Genomic DNA, 16,489 nt, shown 5'->3' on the forward strand with positions numbered 1-16,489 from the left:
GTCACCCGAGGAGCCTGCGCAGCCGTTCCACCGATTCCTGCAGCTGGGCCATGGAGTTCGCGGTGGAGAAGCGGATGAAGCGCTCGGGCTCTGCCGTGCCGAAGTCACGCCCCGGCGTCACCGCGATGTGGGCGCGGCGCATCAGCTCAAACGCGAAGTCCCAGCTGCCGTTCACGCCCAGGCGCTGTGCGGCCTGCGTGCAGTCGGCCCAGGCGTAGAAGGCGCCGTCTGGCATCACGGGCACGGAAAGGCCCAGCGATTGCAGCGCGGGGATGAAGAAGTCGCGCCGGGCCTTGAACTCGGCGCGGCGGCGTTCGTACTCGGCGATGCTCTCGGACTCGAAGCACGCCAGCGCGGCATGCTGCGACACGGTGCTCGCGCAGATGAACAGGTTTTGCGCGAGGCGCTCGACCACGGGCACCATGGCCTCGGGGACCACCATCCAGCCCAGGCGCCAGCCCGTCATGTTGAAGTACTTGCTGAAGCTGTTGATGCTGATGATGTTGTCGTCGATGGCCAGGGCCGTGTGGCCAAACTCTTCCTCGTACGACAGGCCCAGGTAGATCTCGTCGATCAGGGTGATGCCATCGTGCGCGCGCACCACGTCGTGGATGCGGCGCAGCTCGCCGGGGGCGATGGAGGTGCCCGTGGGGTTCGATGGCGATGCGAGCAGGACACCCCGGGTTTTTTCGCCCCAGGCGGCGCGCACCTTGTCGGCGCTGAGCTGGTAGCGCTCGGCGGCCGTGGTGGGCACGAGCACGGCCTTGCCCTCGGCCGCGCTCACGAAGTGGCGGTTGCACGGATAGCTGGGATCGGGCATCAGGATCTCGTCGCCCGATTCGATGAGCGCCAGGCACGCCAGCTGCAGCGCGGCCGAGGCGCCGGCCGTCACCACGATGCGGCGCGCGGGCACGTTCACGCCAAAGCGGCCCTGGTACCAGCCGCTGATGCGTTCGCGCAGCGCATCCAGGCCGAGGGCGTTGGTGTACTGGGTCGCGCCGCCGTGCACGGCGCGCATCGCGGCCTCCTGCACCAGCGGCGGCGCTGTGAAGTCCGGCTCGCCGATGTTCAGGAAGATCATCGGCTCGCGCGTGCCCGCCACTTCGCGCGCCAGGGCCTGCGCGGCCTTGGCCACCTCCATTACATAGAACGGTTCGATGCGCTCGGCGCGCGTGGAAAACTTCATGGAAAGGCGTCCTGCCCGTGCTGGCCGGGTGTCGTTTGAAATGGAAAGGGGGAATGGGGGCGCGCCCGCCGCCGCTCCGTGGCGGCCCGGCGCGCCCGGGAGCTCAGGCGCCGTCAGCGGATGCCCCGGATGGGGGGGCGGTGGGGGCGGCCGCCGCGCCGCCAGCCTTGTCCGCCGCCACTTCCAGCGCGCGCAGCTGGGGGGCCAGGCCGTTGAGCACGGCATTCACATACTTGTGGCCGTCGGTTCCGCCAAATTCCTTGGCCAGTTCGATGCACTCGTTGAGCACCACGCGCCAGGGCACGTCCAGGCAGTGCTGGAACTCGTACACGCCGATCCACATCGTGGCGTGCTCGATGGGCGAGATTTCGGCCATCTTGCGGTCCAGCAGCGGGGTGATGAGCAGGTCCATGTCGGCGGCCGTGGCGATGCAGCCGTGCAGCAGGGCGTCGTAGTGCACCGAGTCCGCCTTGTGAAAACCGGCCAGGTCGCGCGTGAACGCGTCGATGGCGTGGGCGTCGTTGCCGCCCACCAGGTGCTGGTAGAGCGCCTGCAGCGCGAACTCGCGCGCGCGGCTGCGGTTGGACTTGGAGGCGGCCTTGCGCGTGCCCGTGGACTTGAGCCCGGTGCGGCCCTGCTTGGGAGGGCGCGCCGAGGAGGGCGTGGGGGTGTTTTCGCTCATGACAGGTCGTCCAGCAGGTTGGCCATTTCCACCGCCACGCGGGCTGCATCGGTGCCCTTTTCGGTCTGGCGGGCCACCGCCTGATCGAGGTTCTCGGTGGTGATGATGGCGTTGGCAATCGGGATCTGGTAGTCCAGCGACAGGCGCGTGACGCCCGCGCCGGATTCGTTGGCCACCAGTTCGAAGTGATAGGTTTCACCGCGGATGATGCAGCCCAGGGCGATCAGCGCGTCGTACTCATCGCTTTCGGCCATGGCCTGCAGGGCCACGGGCACCTCGAGGGCGCCGGGCACGAGCACGTGCCGGATGTTCTTTTCCTGCACGCCCAGGTTCAGAAGCTCGGCACGGCAGGCCGCGGCCAGGGTATTGGTGATGCTTTCGTTGAAGCGGGCCTGCACGATGCCGATGTGCAGCTTCTTGCCGTCCAGCTTGTCCGCTGTTCCTTTTTCTGCGCCAAACATGTTTTTTACTCTTTCGGAATGAAGCCGGTGATTTCGAGGCCGTAGCCCATCATGCTGGGCATGCGGCGTGGCTGGCCCATGAGCGCCATCTTGTGCACGCCGCATTCACGCAGGATCTGCGCGCCCACGCCGTAGGTGCGCAGGTCCATGCGGCCGCGCTCGGGGGCCTGCGCCGCGCGGGCCGTGCCCTCGAACTGCGAGAGCAGCTGGCCGGCGGTCTCGCCGCAGTTGAGCAGCACCGCCACGCCCTTGCCCTGTTCGGACAGGTATTGCAGGCTGGTGTCCAGGCTCCACGAGTGCATGGAGCGGTTGACCTCCAGTGCGTCAAGCACCGACAGCGGTTCGTGCACGCGCACGGGCACCACGTCGTCGGCGCCCCACTGTCCCTTGACGAGGGCCAGGTGCACGGCCTGGCTGGGCTTGTCGCGGAAGGCGTGGGCGGTGAAGGCGCCAAAGGCCGTCTGCAGCACGCGCGTGCCCACCTTCTCGACCAGCGATTCGGTGCGGCTGCGGTGTTCGATCAGGTCGGCGATGGTGCCGATCTTCAGGCCGTGCTCGGCCGCGAAGAGCTGCAGGTCGGGCAGGCGGGCCATGGTGCCGTCGTCCTTCATGATCTCGCAGATCACGGCGGCGGGGCTGCAGTCGGCCATCACGGCCAGGTCGCAGCCGGCCTCGGTGTGGCCCGCGCGCATGAGCACGCCGCCTTCGACGGCCTGCAGCGGGAAGATGTGGCCGGGCTGCACCAGGTCGGCGGCCACGGCGTTGGGGGCCACGGCGGCCTGCACGGTGCGGGCGCGGTCGGCGGCCGAGATGCCGGTGGTCACGCCCTCGGCCGCCTCGATCGACACGGTGAAGGCCGTGCCCATCTTGGTGCCGTTGCTGGCCACCATGGGCGGCAGGCGCAGGCGTTCGCAGCGTTCGCGCGAGAGCGTGAGGCAGATCAGGCCCCGGCCGAAGCGGGCCATGAAGTTGATGGCCTCGGCCGTCACATGGTCGGCGGCCAGGACGAGGTCGCCTTCGTTTTCGCGGTCTTCTTCATCCACGAGGATGACGATGCGGCCGGCGCGCATCTCGGCCACGATGTCCTCGACGGGCGAGATCGGCACGGGAGTGAGGGGGGAGTTCATGGAAGGCTGGGCTTTCTGAGGGGACCGCTGGCGGTGGTGCCGCAGCGCAGGTCCCCGTGGCCGGAGGCCGCCACGCTGTGCGCACCCCCAAGAAACCGCCCAAAGAACATGCGATGCGGCGCTGCCGCTCGTCAAAGGGGCATATTGCCCCAGAAGGATGGGATTTTAGTGCACCGGGCCGCGCCGTGCCCGGTGAGGCGCCCCGGGGCTGATGCAAATCAGTTCCCCGTGGGTTGGGCAGGCTCCCCAGACGGGGGCGCCCCTTGCCGGCGCCGCCCTGCCGTCGGGCGGTGCGGCGCGGCTGCGGGGGGCTTCAGACCATGCTGCCCTGCAGCACCACGTCCGATGTGGGATAGGCCACGCAGGGCAGCACGCAGCCTTCGTCTTTTTCTTCGGCCGTGAGGCCCGGCCATTCGATGGCGTAGCGCACGGTGCCCTCGGCCAGCTGGCCCATGCAGGTGCGGCAGGTGCCGTTGCGGCAGGAACTGGGCCAGTCGATGCCGCCCTGTTCCAGCGACAGCAGCAGCGGCTGCTCGGGCCAGGCGTCGCATTGCTGGCCGCCGGGCTCTACCGTGGCGATGAAGAAGGGCGCGGTGTTGGGTGGGGTGCTCATGGGTGGTGCGTGGTGTCGGGGTGGGCGTCGGGGGCGGGGGTGGCGCGTGTCCACACCAGCAGGAGGTTGTTGGCGGGCATCGCATGGCGGGCCGCCAGCCGCAGCCCGGCCCCGGCCGCCACGGCGGCCACGTCGTCGATGCGGCGGATGCCCCAGGCGGCGTCCTGGGCGCGCAGGCTGGCGTCAAACGCCAGGTTGCCCGCGGCGGTGGGCACGCCGTCTTCCAGGTACGGGCCGTAGGTGGCCAGCAGGCCGCCTGGCGCCAGGTGGCGGGCCGCCCCGCGCATCAGGCCCGCGCAGCACGCCCAGGGCGCGATGTGCAGCATGTTGGCGCAGTAGATCAGGTCGAACGGCTGGCTGAACGCCGGGCCAACGGCGGGCCAGGCGGGCTGGAGCACGTCGAGCGCCACGGGTGTGCGCACGTTGCGCGCGCCCGTGTGCGCGGCCCAGCCGGCGATGGCGCCGAAGTGCGTTCCCTGCAGGTCGGTGGGCTGCCAGCTCCAGCCGGGCAGGGCGGCGGCAAAGTGCGCCGCGTGCTGGCCCGTGCCGCTGGCGATCTCCAGTGCCGCGCCTTCCGGCGCCAGCAGGGACTGCAGCACCGCCAGGATGGGGCCCTGGTTGCGTTCGGCGGCGGGACTGTGCGGGAGCGGAGGGTGGGACATGGGATGATTTTGCTCATGCGCGCTGGACTGGCGGGCGCTGGTTGCTATTAAAAATGTAGCTATGCAAGGAGCGCCGATGGGAACTGTATCGCAGCCGGCGCGTGGCGGGGCAGTGCCTGTTTTTTAAGCGGTGCAAGGATATTCCTTGTAAATCAGGCACTTACCCCCGCCATACAAGGCTTGTCCAGGGTTATCCACATGATTGTTCAGTGCGGGCAGGGATAACCGGGGCGGACTGGGGGGTGGCAAGGGGCTGGGCGCGGTGCGCGGAATCCCTGGGCGTGGTTGCCGCTTTTTTGGGCAATGCAAGGATATTTCTTATAAATCAATCACTTAAGGATGTCATACAAGACTTCTCCAAACTTATCCACATGATTGTCCAGTGCGGGCTGGGATAACCGGAGCCAGTGCGGGATCGATTGCCTAAAAAAGAGGCGTCGCAGGCCTTGGCCTTATGAATCAAGCACTTGGCGCTGCCATACAGGACTTGCCAAAACTTATCCACATGATTGTCCAGCGCTGGCAGGGATAACCCTGGCCTCCTGGTCAGGCGGCGACCTTCACGCCCTTCCAGAACGCCACGCGGCCCCGGATTTCTTCGGCCTCGGGCTTGGGATCGGCATAGAACCAGGCGGCGTCGGTGTTCATCTCGCCGTTGACCAGCAGCGACAGGTAGCTGGCCTGGCCCTTCCAGTGGCAGGTGGTCTTGTGGTTGCTGAAGGTGAAGAACTCGCGCTTGAGCGCGCTTTCGGGAAAGTAGTGGTTGCCTTCGACCACCACGGTGTCGTCGCTCTCGGCGACGACCACGCCGTTCCAGACTGCTTTCATGGTATTTCCTTTCAATTGAATGCCGCGCAGCGCTTGACGGACAAGCGGTGACCGCGATGAATGTGCGAGCAATGGCCCCACGGGCCTTGCGGGGCGGCCCGCGCTGGCCAGAATGCGGGCATGAGCACCTTACCCGATTATTCCCAGGGGGCCGCCTGCGTGCGCGGCCAGTACGTTCCCATTGGCGACGCGGCGATTCCGCTGACCGACTGGGGGTTTCTGCGCTCCGACGCCACCTACGACGTGGTCACCGTCTGGGACGGCGCATTCTTCCGGCTCGACGCGCACCTGGAGCGGTTCCTGGCCAGCTGTGCGCGCCTGCGGCTCGACCCGGGACGCTCGCCCGCCGAGATCGCGGCGGTGCTGGAGCAGTGCGTGCGCCTGTCGGGCCTGCGCGATGCGTATGTGGAGATGATCGTCACGCGCGGCCAGCCGCCCTGGGGTTCGCGCGACCCGCGCCAGGCCGTGAACCAGTTCTACGCGTTCGCCGTGCCCTATGTGTGGATCGCCAACGAGGCGCAGCGCGAGCGGGGCCTGAACCTCATCGTGAGCGACGTGCAGCGCATCCCCGCCAGCAGCGTGGACCCGCGCGTCAAGAACTACCACTGGAACGACCTCACCATGGGGCTCCTGGGGGCGCTGGACACCGGGGGCGACACCGTCGTGCTCACCGACGGAGCAGGCCATGTGGTCGAAGGCCCGGGCTTCAACGTGTTCTGCGTGGATGCGCAGGGCACCATCGCCACGCCCGCCCAGGGCATGCTCGAAGGCATCACGCGCCGCACGGTCCTCGAGATGGCGGCGTCGCTGGGCCTGCCGCTGCAGGCGCGGGCCTTGCCGGCGGCCGAATTGCGCGGTGCGCGCGAGGTGTTCCTGTCCACCTCGGGCGGGGGCGTGCTGCCTGTCACCCGGGTGGACGGGCGGCCGGTGGGCGATGGCGCCGTGGGGCCGGTGGTGCGCCAGCTGGTGCGGACCTACTGGGACTGGCACCGCGATCCACGCTACAGCCAGCCCGTGCGCTATGCATGAAGCGGCGACCCCCTGAGCGGCGCCGTTGCTTCCCCCTTTTCTCCCGCGCTGTGCATGGCAAGAGAGGCGCTGCCAGCGCACGCACGCCAAGGCCGCCGGGGCGCCCGCGGGCCCTGGTGCGGCGTCTGCCGGCCCGGGCCGTGCCTGCGGCATGCGTGGCGCGCGGGCGCCATGGGCCCCTGGGCCCGAGTCGCCTGCGCAACCATGCACCCGTGCCGCGTGGCTTACAGTGCCACGCGCGGCGCGCGTGCGCCAGCCAACTTTTTCACAGACACAACAGGAGAACCTTGCATGGACATCGAATTCAAGGGCCGCGTGGCCATCGTGACGGGGGCGGGCGGCGGCCTGGGCCGCCAGCATGCACTGGCCCTGGCGGCGCGGGGCGCCAAGGTGCTGGTCAATGACCTGGGCGGCGCGGTGGACGGCAAGGGTGGTTCGGTGGGCGCGGCGCAGGCCGTGGTCGACGAGATCATCGCGGCCGGCGGCGAGGCGATCGCCAACGGCGCCTCGGTCACCGACTACGCGGCCGTGCAGGCCATGGTGCAGCAGGCCATCGACGCCTGGGGCCGGGTGGACATCCTGGTGAACAACGCCGGCATCCTGCGCGACAAGTCGTTTTCCAAGATGGAGATGGACGACTTCCGCCTGGTGGTGGACGTGCACCTGATGGGCGCCGCCCACTGCTGCAAGGCCGTGTGGCCGCACATGGTGGCCCAGCAGTACGGCCGCATCGTGATGACCACGTCGTCCACGGGCCTGTACGGCAACTTCGGCCAGGCCAACTACGGCGCGGCCAAGCTGGCGCAGGTGGGGCTGATGCAGACCCTGTCCATCGAGGGGGCCAGATACCACATCCACGTGAACGCCCTGGCACCCACCGCCGCCACGCGCATGACCGAGGGCCTGATGCCCCAGGAGGTGCTGGACGCCCTGAAGCCCGAGGCCGTGGTGCCCGCCATGCTGGTGCTGGCGCACGAGAGTGCGCCCACGCGCACCATCCTGTGCGCGGGCGCGGGCACGTTCGAGGCCGCGCACATCACGCTCACGCAGGGCATCCACTTGGGGCTGGGCGCCGACGTTCCCGAGCAGCTGGCGGCCCGCCTGGCCGAAGCGACGGGGCGCGCGGGCGAACAAGTACCACAAAGTGGCGCGGCGCAGGGAACCAATGAAGTGAGCAAGGCCATGGCGGCGAGGGTTTAAGCCAGGTCCATACGCGCAATCCTGCTCCGTGCTAAGTTCCGGGCCGACAGAAGACGGATCGGTATAAACATATGAGCAAATTGCACGAGAGACTGGCCGCCTACCCGGCGCAGGCCCTGGGAGGGATTCGCCGCGGCATTGAAAAGGAGGGGCTGCGGGTGCTGCCCCACGATGGCCTGGCCCTCACGCCGCACCCGCTGGCGCTGGGCTCGGCCCTCACGCACCCCCTGATCACCACCGACTACAGCGAGTCCCAGCTCGAACTCATCACCGGCGCCCACAAGGGCGTCCAGCAGTGCCTGGATGAGCTGACCGAGGTGCACCAGTTCGTGCACCACACCCTGAAGAACAGCGGCGGCGAGCTGCTGTGGGCGTCCAGCATGCCCTGCGGGCTGCCCACCGACGAGACCATTCCCATCGGGCGCTACGGCGGCTCCAACATCGGGCGCGCCAAGAGCGTGTACCGCATGGGCCTGGGCCACCGCTATGGCCGGCGCATGCAGACCATCTCGGGCATCCACTACAACTGGTCGCTGCCGGGCGTGGACAGCGAGCAGTATTTCTCGCTGATCCGCAACTTCCGCCGCCATGCCTTCGTGCTGCTGTACCTGTTCGGCGCCTCGCCCGCGCTGTGCCCGTGTTTCGTGGAAGGGCGCGAACACCGCCTGCAGCAGATGGAGGGCGGCAGCGCGCTGTACCTGCCGCACGCCACCTCGCTGCGCATGGGGCGTCTGGGTTACCAGAGCGACGCGCAGGCCACGCTGGCCGTGAGCTACAACGGCCTCACGGGCTACGCCAACTCGCTGCACGAAGCACTCACCAAGCCGTACCCGGCCTACGAAACCGTGGGCGTGCGCAACCCGGGTGGCGACTACAACCAGCTGGGCACCAGCCTGCTGCAGATCGAGAACGAGTTCTACGGCACCATCCGCCCCAAGCGCACCGTGCGCACCGGCGAGCGCCCGCTGCACGCGCTGCGTGAACGCGGTGTCGAATACGTCGAGGTGCGCCTGATGGACCTGGACCCGTTCGTGCCCGTGGGCATCACGGCGCCCACCATGCGGCTCCTGGACGTGTTCTTGCTGCACTGCCTGCTGTCCGACAGCCCGCCCGACACGCCCGAAGAGATCGCCGAACTCAAGCAGAACCAGCACCTCACGGCCGAGCGGGGCCGCGAGCCCGGCTTGCAGCTCTCGCGCAACGGCCAGAGCGTGCTGCTGACCGAATGGGGCGCCGAGGTGCTGGCCGCGTGCGAGCCCCTGGCCGCCGCGCTGGACGCCATCCACGGCACCCAGGATTACAGCGCCGCGCTGCGCGACGCCCGAGCGCTGATGTCCGCTCCCGGGCGCACGCCATCGGCCCGCGTGCTCGACAGCATCGTGCAGGAGCACCACCACAGCTTCGAAGCCTTTGCCCGCCAGCAGTCCATCGCCGCGCGCGACGCCTTGCTGGGCCTGCCCTGGACGGCCGAGCAGCAGGCGCGCTACCTGGCCATGGCCGACGAGTCGATCGCGGCGCAGAAGGCCATCGAGGCGGCGGACACGCTGCCGTTCGAGGCCTGGCGCGAGCAGTACATGTCGGTGAAGGAATTGACCCCCTGAGCGGCTGCGCCGCTTCCCCCAAGGGGGACGCCACCGGTGGCCTGGCAGAGCCAGTTCCACGGTGGCACTGGCCTTGGGCAGCGCCAGTTTTAGGCGACCTCTGCTACAAGGCAGAGTTGTTCGATACTCTGAATTTGATAGCTTCCAGCGTTTATTCATCAAGCGCTAGAGGCCAATTTGGCTTGAAATTCAGCCCTCCAGCCGCAGCAGCGCCTCTTGCCGCCAGTACTCGGCGGCGTCCAGAAACCCCTCCCACACGCAGCCATTGCAGCCGCGGCCGCAGCAGGTGGTGGGCTCGGGAGGCGGGTTGCGCAGGGTGATGCCCGCGTCCGTGGCGCGCTGCTGCAGCCACTGGAACATCCGCTGCGCGGAGGCACCGTCCACAGCGCGGGCCGGGATGGTGGCGGTGTTCGATGTCATCGTGGGCGGCGCCCGGCCCGGGCGCGCCGCATGCCGTACTGCGCCACGAACGCGATGCCCAGCACCAGCGCGAACCAGCCCACCAGGGCCGCCTGGCTCATGAGATCGCGCACGCTGGTGGAGCGCGCCACATGGGGCGCCAGCAGGATGACCAGGCCAATCAGGGCGCAGGTCACGCCCTTGAACAGCACTTCCTTGTCGGCCTTGCTGGCGGTGGGCTTGGAGGGCGACGGAGTGGGCAGCGGCATGGTGGGCAGGGCGGCGCAAAAACGCGCCAGATCATGAAAAGATGAGACCGCGATTATCCTTGCCACCCTTGGATTGATTCAAATACAGAAGAAAGTACCCCCGCATGGCCATCCAGTGGTTCCCCGGTCACATGCACCTGACCCGCAAAGCCATCACCGAACGCATCAAGGACATTGACGTGGTGATCGAGGTGCTGGACGCGCGCCTGCCCGGCTCCAGCGCCAACCCGCTGCTGGCCGAGATCACGGGCCACAAGCCCACGCTCAAGGTGCTCAACAAGCAGGACGTGGCCGACCCGGCACGCACGGCCTTGTGGGTGGACTGGTACAACGCCCTGAGCGACACGCGCGCCTTGCCGCTCGATGCGTCCGACCCGGCCCCCACGCGCAAGCTCATCGACGCCTGCCACCTGCTGTCGCCCAACCGGGGCGGCATGGCCAAGCCCATGCGCGTGCTCATCTGCGGCGTGCCCAACGTGGGCAAGTCCACGCTGATCAACACCCTCTCCAACAAGCGCCAGGCCAAGACCGGCGACGAGGCCGGCATCACCAAGCTGGAGCAGCGCATCACGCTGGCCGACGACTTCTACCTGTGGGACACGCCCGGCATGCTGTGGCCGCGCATCATCGTGCCCGAAAGCGGCTACAACCTGGCCGCCAGCGGCGCGGTAGGCCGCAATGCCTTCGACGAGGAACTGGTGGCGCTGGAGCTGCTGCGCCGCCTGCAGCAGCACTACGCCCCGCTGCTGGAGGCACGCTACAAGCTGGGCCTGCCAGCCGGCGCCATGGCCACGATGCAGGACGACGAACTGCTCGAGGCCATCGGCCGCAAGCGCGGCGCCATGCTGGGCGGCGGCCGCGTGAACCTGCAAAAGACGGCCGAGATCGTGATGACCGATTTCCGCACCGCGATCCTGGGCCGCATCACGCTGGAAACCCCGCAGGAGTTCGAGGCCTGGCGGGCCGCCGGGCTGGCCGAGGACGCCAGGCGCCAGGCCCGCAAGGACGCGCGCGCCAAGGCCAAGGGCAAGGGTTCGGGCGTGCGCGAACCGGCGTCCGGCGACGCCGAGTAGGCCCCGCGCCCCAGGGCCACGGGCGCCGGCCAGGGCATCCCGGGCGGTGGGCGCGCACGGCAGGCTCGGTGGCCGCGGGGTATCGCGTTACCATGCCAGCCTGGCTGTTACCGCCTGAAACCAATGCCCGCTGCTGTCCCTTCCTCGCCTTCCGAACGAGACGATGCCACCACCGAGCAATTGGTGCGGGCTGGCTCCTGGACGGTCATGGTCACGGGCACCGTCATCGCCGCCCTGCTGCTGCTGGACCGGCCCCTGTCGTGGACCCACGTGCTGCTCAACCTGGGCGCGGGCGCGATGGGGGGCGTGGCGGTGCTGCTGGGGCGCCTGCGGCGCTGGCACCAGGCGGCACTGGTGCTGATCTGGGGCGTCTGGGGCGTGGTCGCCATCGTGGCGGCGACCAACGGGGGCCTGCGGGGCCCCAACCTGCTCAACTTTCCCGTGCTGATCGTGTTCGCCGGCTGGATCCTCGGCGCGCGGCCCACCCTGGTGCTGACCGGTGCCACGGGCGTGCTGTTCCTGTTCTTCGTCTGGGCCGACCTGCAGGGCTGGCTGCCCGCGGCGCGCTATGGCAACCGGCTGGCCTATGTCGCCTACCTGAGCGGAATCCTGGCGGTCACGGCGGCGGCCACCCTGCTGTCGCGCCGCAGCTATCTGCGCCGCGTGCAGGAGGCACAGCGCACCGCCGTGAACCTGGCCACCATCGATGCCGAGCTGCGCAAGCTGCAGCGCGCGGTGGAGCAAAGCCCCGAGAGCATTGTCATCACCGACCTGCAGGGGCGCGTCGAATATGTCAACGCCGCCTTCCTCGCGCGCACCGGGTATGCGCGCGGCGAAGTGCTGGGCCAGCCCTCCGCGCTGGTGTCCAGCAACGGCATGGCGCCCGCCCAGCGCCAGGGGCTGCGCGACACGCTGGCGCGCGGCGAGAACTGGGCGGGTGAGCAGCTCAACCGCCGCAAGGACGGTGCCGAGATCGCCGAGGCCGTGGTGGTGGCACCGATCCGCCAGCCCGACGGGCACATCAGCCACTACGTGGAGCTCAAGCAGGACGTCACCGAGCGCAAGCACGCGGCGCAGGAGATCCACCGCCTGGCGCACTTCGACAGCCTCACCAGCCTGCCCAACCGCTTCACGCTGGTGGAGCGGCTGTCCGCGCTGCAGGGGCGCCCGGGCCGGGCGCCCAGCACCCAGCATGCGCTGCTGCTGCTCGACCTGGACCGTTTCACCACCTTCAACGATGCGCGCGGCAGCGAGATGGGCGACCGCCTGCTGTGCGCGGTGGCGCTGCGCCTGTCCGAGATCCTGCCCCCCCAGGGCCTGCTCGTGCGCGTGGCGGGCGATGAATTTGCCGTGGTGCTGCATGGCCTGGGCGCGGACGCCTCGCTCGCGGGCCGGCATGCGCTGGCCTTCGCGGAAAAACTGCAGTCGGCGCTGCTGCGGCCGCTGCGCCTGCAGGACAACGATGCCGAGGAGGCGCAACTGGGCGCCAGCGTGGGCATCACGCTCTACCCGCAGAGCGCCAACGACGTCGCGCACGACGCCCTGCGCCGCGCGGGCACCGCGCTGCACCGCGCCAAGCAGGCGGGCGGCGGGCGCGCGGCCTTCTTCGAGCAGGGCATGGGCGAGGCGGCCGAGCAGCGCTTTCGCGTGGAGCGCGAGCTGCGCCAGGCCATCGGGGCGGACGAGCTGCGCCTGTACCTGCAGTCGCAGGTGGACGTGCAGGGCCAGCTCACCGGCGCCGAGGTGCTGGTGCGCTGGCAGCATCCGCGCGATGGCCTGGTGCCGCCAGGCGTCTTCATCCCCGTGGCCGAGGAATCGGACCTCATCGTGAGCCTGGGCAACTGGGTGCTCACGCACGCCTGCGCGCTGCTGGCGGGGCCGGTGTTCCAGGAGCGCCGCCTGCGGCTGTCGGTCAACCTGAGCGCGCGGCAGTTCCGGCAGGCGGGTTTCGTGCCGCAGCTGCGCGCGGTGCTGGCGGCCACGGGCGCCGACCCGCGGCTGCTGACGCTGGAGGTGACCGAGGGCCTGGTGATCGATGACTTCGATGACGCCGTGGCCAAGATGGGCCAGCTCGCGGCGCTGGGGGTGGACATGTCGCTGGACGACTTCGGCACGGGCTACTCGTCGCTGGCCTACCTCAAGCGCCTGCCCATCCAGGAGATCAAGATCGACCGCTCCTTCGTGCGCGACGCGCCCACCAATGCCGACGATGGCGTGCTGGTGGAGGGCATCCTGGCGGTGGCCCGCCACTTCGGCCTGCGCGTGGTGGCCGAGGGCGTGGAGACCCGCGACCAGGCCGAGTTCCTGAGCCAGCGCGCGCCCGACATCGTGTACCAGGGCTACCTGTTCGGCCGCCCCGAGCCCGATACCGACTGGCTGGCCCGCACGGCGCGGGCCGACGCCACGAGTACGCGGAACTGATACGCAAGGTTCAAATGAAAATAGCTGCCAGCGCTTGATGGTAAAGCGCTGACAGCTATTGATATAGTAGCAATAGGGTGGTGGGCGCGTGCGCGCCACCGCGTTACTTGTTCTTTTCCTTGCCACGCGGAATGACGGAGGTCACCGGTGGCATGGGGCGGTCAGAACCGCCGCTTTCCTTGGGCAGCGAAGTGTCCTTCTTGGGTTTCTTCGCCATCTTGTTGCTGCGTTGTTCGCCTTTTGCCATGGGGCCTCCTGTAAGGGTCTCGGAATGGGACCGTGCCGGCATGGTACGTCACAAACGGGGTGCGTTCGCGGCCACCTTCGCGGTGCTCATGCAGGCATGGCGGCCGTGGCCTCGATTTCTATGAGCATGCCGTCAAGCGCCAGCCGGGGCACGGGGATCAGGGTGCAGGCCGGTGCCGCCCCGTCGGGCCACAGGCTGCGCACCGCCTGGCTGAACAGGGCCAGCCGCTGTTCGGTGTGGTCCACGACCAGCACGGTGAGCTTGGCCACATCGTGCACGCTGGCTCCTGCCCCGACCAGTGCCATGCGCAGGTTGGTGAACGCCTGCCGCAACTGCTCGCCAAAGTCGGCGGAAAGCTGTCCCGCCGCGTTTTCGCCGCCCTGGCCCGCCACGTAGACGGTGCGCGCCTGGGCAGGCGCCACCACCACGTGGGTGTAGCCGTTGGCGCGCGGGTCGTACAGGCCGGGCGGGTTGAGGAAGCGGAGCTTGGAAGCGGCCGTGGCGGGGCGCAGGGTCGTCGCGGAATCAGGGCGCATGGTGCAGGAGTCCAGAGGTGGGTGGTGAAGTGAAGCCAAAGGTGGAATGGCCAGGGAAACCAGGGCGGCCGCCGTGGGCTCGGCGGCTTCTCCGGTTTCATGGGCTAGTATCAAACCTCAAGTTAAATTGAGGTCAAATGCCGTGGAGAAAAACCCTGCAGGAGTTGTTGTGAAGCCAGGCAAGCGCGTCGTCCCCATCGTCCCCCTCGCCCCCGGTGTGCAGGGCGCCCCCGTTCCCGACGTGCCGGTGAACGAACAGTCCGAGCTGTCGGTGGGCGAGGTCGCCAGCCGCAGCGGCCTGGCCGTCTCCGCGCTGCATTTCTACGAGTCGCGCGGGCTCATCGCCAGCGTGCGCAATGCGGGCAACCAGCGGCGCTACCCGCGCTCCGTGCTGCGCCGCGTGGCGGTGATCAAGGTGGCGCAGCGCATGGGCGTGCCCCTGGCCGCCATCGCCGATGCCTTGCAGGCCCTGCCCGCCGGACGCACTCCCACGGTGGCGGACTGGCGCCGCCTGTCGGCCCGCTGGCGCGACGACCTGGACGAGCGCATCCGCACGCTGACGGCATTGCGCGACCAGCTCGACGGCTGCATTGGCTGTGGCTGCCTGTCGCTCAAGGTCTGCCCGCTGCGCAATGCGCACGACACGCTGGCGCAGGAAGGGCCCGGGCCGCATTTTTGAGCGCAGGTGCGTGATTTGCTGCGCCTGCCGGCGCGTGGTGAGCGGGTGGCGTCGCTTGTGCCCGTGGTCGGCAACAAGCCGCGAAGGCAGTGGCTGCCGCAGGTTGGTGGAAAAGGGGCTGCCATGCGGTGATTGCTGCAGGCGGATGGGGTGCGAGGGCAGAATGGGGCCAGGAGCGGACGCTCGATACACTCCCGCGCATTCCACAAGGCATCTGATCTCCATGACCATCGCACTTAGCACCGTAATCATCTATGCGAAGGACATGCATCGCACCGCCCGGTTTTACAGTGAGAACTTTGGCTACGAGACAAGTGGCGAAATCAGTGAGGGACTTATCGAACTTCGCCCGATTGCCGGCGGCGCCGAGATACTGATCCATCAGGCCGCCAAAAGTCTTAGGCTTGGCTCCGCCGCCATCAAGATGTCATTTGCGGTGACTGATGTGCAAAAGTTCGTCGCGGCCGCCAAGGCAACGGGCGTTGTCTTTGGGGCCATCCATCAAGCAAACGGCTACGCATTCGCCAACACAAAAGATCCAGACGGGAACTCGGTCAGCGTTTCAAGCCGCAAGTTTCGCGATTGACCGAGTTGGGGCCCGAGGCCGCCGCTGGACGAAACCACCCCAAAGCTGGCGTTGATTCACTGCCCGCTGGCTTGCGGCCCAAACTGCGCTGTCCAGGTGTCCGGCGCCTGCCTACTGGCAAGCTATAGTTTGCCGAGGTGATGCCTGCCGGGCTTGTCGGAAATTTGATATGTGTGCTTTTGAACAGCGCACTGGCCGCAAGCCCCATCTGCAAGCCACTTCCAGGAGGAATCAGTGTCCAGAATATTCCGCAAGGTGCAGTTTAGCCCGCAAGTTTTGCGGGATACATCACGTTAGACCGCACTATGAGCCACTTCCCGGAGCTCGAGACTCAGAATCTCCTTTTGCGGGAGATCGTTGACACTGATGCTGAAGATCTTTTGAGCATTCATGGCGACGCCCAGCACATGAAGTGGTTTGGATCGGATCCCTTGACAGACATCGACGGGGCGAGAAGTCTGATCCAGACGTTTGCGAAATGGCGTGAGGAACCTGCGTCCGGCACCCGCTGGGGCATACAGCTAAGAAGCGTCCCCGGCCTGATTGGAACTTGCGGCCTGTTCCGCTGGAACCGAAACTGGCGAATGTGCGTGGTGGGCTATGAAATCTCTCCACTGCACCAGGGACGCGGCTACATGAAAGAGGCATTGGCTTCGGTTCTCGCTTGGGGATTCGGAGAGATGGGGTTGAACCGTGTAGAAGCACAGGTGCATCCCGACAATCGAGCCTCCTTGGCCGTGCTCGGAAAGCTTGGCTTTGTGGAGGAAGGGCGCCTCAGAGAGGTTGGGTATTGGGCGGGGTCCCATCATGACCTGATGCTGCACTCGCTTCTGAAGCGGGATTGGAGGAGCGGCGGTGCGGCCTGACAGGCCGGTCAACTCCGACGTTGA

The 16,489-nt window shown here is 68.0% G+C and carries 19 protein-coding genes; 8 read left to right on the forward strand and 11 right to left on the reverse strand.

Annotated features, from left to right (window positions below):
- Position 1 precedes the first annotated feature (1 nt).
- From AC07OD_RS00670 to AC07OD_RS00700, 7 genes are all read right to left on the reverse strand, one after another.
- The gene (locus AC07OD_RS00670) at positions 2-1,186 is read right to left on the reverse strand and encodes a pyridoxal phosphate-dependent aminotransferase (RefSeq protein WP_218340686.1); all 1,185 of its coding nucleotides are present in this window, start codon (positions 1,184-1,186) and stop codon (positions 2-4) included.
- Positions 1,187-1,289: 103 nt separating this feature from the next.
- Positions 1,290-1,868 (reverse strand): transcription antitermination factor NusB, encoded by a 579-nt coding sequence (gene nusB / locus AC07OD_RS00675; protein ID WP_218293955.1) that lies wholly within the window; start codon positions 1,866-1,868, stop codon positions 1,290-1,292.
- A complete protein-coding gene (gene ribH / locus AC07OD_RS00680; protein ID WP_218340687.1) occupies positions 1,865-2,329 on the reverse strand; it encodes a 6,7-dimethyl-8-ribityllumazine synthase in 465 nt (154 codons plus the stop codon). Before ribH ends, nusB begins: the two co-directional genes overlap by 4 nt.
- A 5-nt stretch (positions 2,330-2,334) precedes the next feature.
- Positions 2,335-3,456 (reverse strand): bifunctional 3,4-dihydroxy-2-butanone-4-phosphate synthase/GTP cyclohydrolase II, encoded by a 1,122-nt coding sequence (ribBA, locus tag AC07OD_RS00685; protein ID WP_494594595.1) that lies wholly within the window; start codon positions 3,454-3,456, stop codon positions 2,335-2,337.
- A 313-nt stretch (positions 3,457-3,769) separates the two neighbouring features.
- The gene (locus AC07OD_RS00690) at positions 3,770-4,069 is read right to left on the reverse strand and encodes a 2Fe-2S iron-sulfur cluster-binding protein (RefSeq protein ID WP_218293958.1); all 300 of its coding nucleotides are present in this window, start codon (positions 4,067-4,069) and stop codon (positions 3,770-3,772) included.
- A complete protein-coding gene (locus AC07OD_RS00695; RefSeq protein WP_218340689.1) occupies positions 4,066-4,731 on the reverse strand; it encodes a DUF938 domain-containing protein in 666 nt (221 codons plus the stop codon). Before AC07OD_RS00695 ends, AC07OD_RS00690 begins: the two co-directional genes overlap by 4 nt.
- A gap of 546 nt (positions 4,732-5,277) precedes the next feature.
- Positions 5,278-5,559 carry a DUF427 domain-containing protein gene (locus tag AC07OD_RS00700; RefSeq protein ID WP_218293960.1) on the reverse strand — a complete coding sequence of 94 codons (282 nt, stop codon included), beginning with the start codon at positions 5,557-5,559 and terminating at the stop codon, positions 5,278-5,280.
- Positions 5,560-5,679: 120 nt separating this feature from the next.
- Here AC07OD_RS00700 and AC07OD_RS00705 point away from each other — a divergent pair, with 120 nt between their 5' ends.
- The 3 genes from AC07OD_RS00705 (at position 5,680) to gshA (ending at position 9,389) form a co-directional block, all read left to right on the forward strand.
- Positions 5,680-6,588: an aminotransferase class IV gene (locus tag AC07OD_RS00705; RefSeq protein WP_218340690.1), complete on the forward strand. Its 909-nt coding sequence runs from the start codon at positions 5,680-5,682 to the stop codon at positions 6,586-6,588.
- Between the two features lie 291 nt (positions 6,589-6,879).
- Positions 6,880-7,788: an SDR family NAD(P)-dependent oxidoreductase gene (locus AC07OD_RS00710; RefSeq protein WP_218340691.1), complete on the forward strand. Its 909-nt coding sequence runs from the start codon at positions 6,880-6,882 to the stop codon at positions 7,786-7,788.
- A gap of 71 nt (positions 7,789-7,859) precedes the next feature.
- Positions 7,860-9,389, forward strand: coding sequence for a glutamate--cysteine ligase (gene gshA, locus AC07OD_RS00715; RefSeq protein ID WP_494594598.1), 1,530 nt, complete (start codon positions 7,860-7,862; stop codon positions 9,387-9,389).
- Positions 9,390-9,578: 189 nt separating this feature from the next.
- Here gshA and AC07OD_RS00720 read toward each other — a convergent pair whose 3' ends face one another.
- The gene (locus tag AC07OD_RS00720; RefSeq protein ID WP_370628433.1) at positions 9,579-9,809 is read right to left on the reverse strand and encodes an oxidoreductase-like domain-containing protein; all 231 of its coding nucleotides are present in this window, start codon (positions 9,807-9,809) and stop codon (positions 9,579-9,581) included.
- The gene (locus tag AC07OD_RS00725; RefSeq protein ID WP_218340694.1) at positions 9,806-10,057 is read right to left on the reverse strand and encodes a hypothetical protein; all 252 of its coding nucleotides are present in this window, start codon (positions 10,055-10,057) and stop codon (positions 9,806-9,808) included. Before AC07OD_RS00725 ends, AC07OD_RS00720 begins: the two co-directional genes overlap by 4 nt.
- A 104-nt stretch (positions 10,058-10,161) precedes the next feature.
- Here AC07OD_RS00725 and ylqF point away from each other — a divergent pair, with 104 nt between their 5' ends.
- Both ylqF and AC07OD_RS00735 read left to right on the forward strand, forming a co-directional pair.
- Positions 10,162-11,130, forward strand: a complete 969-nt coding sequence (gene ylqF / locus AC07OD_RS00730) for a ribosome biogenesis GTPase YlqF (protein ID WP_494594601.1) — start codon at positions 10,162-10,164, stop codon at positions 11,128-11,130.
- Between the two features lie 123 nt (positions 11,131-11,253).
- Positions 11,254-13,551 (forward strand): putative bifunctional diguanylate cyclase/phosphodiesterase, encoded by a 2,298-nt coding sequence (locus tag AC07OD_RS00735; RefSeq protein ID WP_494594603.1) that lies wholly within the window; start codon positions 11,254-11,256, stop codon positions 13,549-13,551.
- Between the two features lie 103 nt (positions 13,552-13,654).
- Here the strand turns inward: AC07OD_RS00735 and AC07OD_RS00740 are convergent, their stop codons facing one another.
- Positions 13,655-13,798, reverse strand: coding sequence for a hypothetical protein (locus AC07OD_RS00740; RefSeq protein ID WP_218293966.1), 144 nt, complete (start codon positions 13,796-13,798; stop codon positions 13,655-13,657).
- A gap of 86 nt (positions 13,799-13,884) precedes the next feature.
- Positions 13,885-14,334 carry a RidA family protein gene (locus AC07OD_RS00745; protein ID WP_218293967.1) on the reverse strand — a complete coding sequence of 150 codons (450 nt, stop codon included), beginning with the start codon at positions 14,332-14,334 and terminating at the stop codon, positions 13,885-13,887.
- Between the two features lie 217 nt (positions 14,335-14,551).
- Here AC07OD_RS00745 and soxR point away from each other — a divergent pair, with 217 nt between their 5' ends.
- The 3 genes from soxR (at position 14,552) to AC07OD_RS00760 (ending at position 16,465) form a co-directional block, all read left to right on the forward strand.
- A complete protein-coding gene (gene soxR / locus AC07OD_RS00750) occupies positions 14,552-15,013 on the forward strand; it encodes a redox-sensitive transcriptional activator SoxR (RefSeq protein ID WP_370627834.1) in 462 nt (153 codons plus the stop codon).
- Positions 15,014-15,236: 223 nt separating this feature from the next.
- Entirely contained in the window at positions 15,237-15,599 is a 363-nt protein-coding gene (locus AC07OD_RS00755) for a VOC family protein (RefSeq protein ID WP_369641936.1), read from the forward strand.
- Positions 15,600-15,904: 305 nt separating this feature from the next.
- Positions 15,905-16,465, forward strand: a complete 561-nt coding sequence (locus AC07OD_RS00760) for a GNAT family N-acetyltransferase (protein WP_494594606.1) — start codon at positions 15,905-15,907, stop codon at positions 16,463-16,465.
- Positions 16,466-16,489: the final 24 nt, after the last annotated feature.

It is taken from the genome of Acidovorax sp. GW821-FHT10E03 (genome assembly GCF_059415205.1).

Excerpts from the sequence above, each read along its gene's own strand:
- AC07OD_RS00670 (WP_218340686.1), bottom strand. The coding sequence starts at position 1,186 with ATGAAGTTTTCCACGCGCGCCGAGCGCATCGAACCGTTCTATGTAATG.
- nusB (WP_218293955.1), bottom strand. The coding sequence starts at position 1,868 with ATGAGCGAAAACACCCCCACGCCCTCCTCGGCGCGCCCTCCCAAGCAG.
- ribH (WP_218340687.1), bottom strand. The coding sequence starts at position 2,329 with ATGTTTGGCGCAGAAAAAGGAACAGCGGACAAGCTGGACGGCAAGAAG.
- ribBA (WP_494594595.1), bottom strand. The coding sequence starts at position 3,456 with ATGAACTCCCCCCTCACTCCCGTGCCGATCTCGCCCGTCGAGGACATC.
- AC07OD_RS00690 (WP_218293958.1), bottom strand. The coding sequence starts at position 4,069 with ATGAGCACCCCACCCAACACCGCGCCCTTCTTCATCGCCACGGTAGAG.
- AC07OD_RS00695 (WP_218340689.1), bottom strand. The coding sequence starts at position 4,731 with ATGTCCCACCCTCCGCTCCCGCACAGTCCCGCCGCCGAACGCAACCAG.
- AC07OD_RS00700 (WP_218293960.1), bottom strand. The coding sequence starts at position 5,559 with ATGAAAGCAGTCTGGAACGGCGTGGTCGTCGCCGAGAGCGACGACACC.
- AC07OD_RS00705 (WP_218340690.1), top strand. The coding sequence starts at position 5,680 with ATGAGCACCTTACCCGATTATTCCCAGGGGGCCGCCTGCGTGCGCGGC.
- AC07OD_RS00710 (WP_218340691.1), top strand. The coding sequence starts at position 6,880 with ATGGACATCGAATTCAAGGGCCGCGTGGCCATCGTGACGGGGGCGGGC.
- gshA (WP_494594598.1), top strand. The coding sequence starts at position 7,860 with ATGAGCAAATTGCACGAGAGACTGGCCGCCTACCCGGCGCAGGCCCTG.
- AC07OD_RS00720 (WP_370628433.1), bottom strand. The coding sequence starts at position 9,809 with ATGACATCGAACACCGCCACCATCCCGGCCCGCGCTGTGGACGGTGCC.
- AC07OD_RS00725 (WP_218340694.1), bottom strand. The coding sequence starts at position 10,057 with ATGCCGCTGCCCACTCCGTCGCCCTCCAAGCCCACCGCCAGCAAGGCC.
- ylqF (WP_494594601.1), top strand. The coding sequence starts at position 10,162 with ATGGCCATCCAGTGGTTCCCCGGTCACATGCACCTGACCCGCAAAGCC.
- AC07OD_RS00735 (WP_494594603.1), top strand. The coding sequence starts at position 11,254 with ATGCCCGCTGCTGTCCCTTCCTCGCCTTCCGAACGAGACGATGCCACC.
- AC07OD_RS00740 (WP_218293966.1), bottom strand. The coding sequence starts at position 13,798 with ATGGCAAAAGGCGAACAACGCAGCAACAAGATGGCGAAGAAACCCAAG.
- AC07OD_RS00745 (WP_218293967.1), bottom strand. The coding sequence starts at position 14,334 with ATGCGCCCTGATTCCGCGACGACCCTGCGCCCCGCCACGGCCGCTTCC.
- AC07OD_RS00755 (WP_369641936.1), top strand. The coding sequence starts at position 15,237 with ATGACCATCGCACTTAGCACCGTAATCATCTATGCGAAGGACATGCAT.
- AC07OD_RS00760 (WP_494594606.1), top strand. The coding sequence starts at position 15,905 with ATGAGCCACTTCCCGGAGCTCGAGACTCAGAATCTCCTTTTGCGGGAG.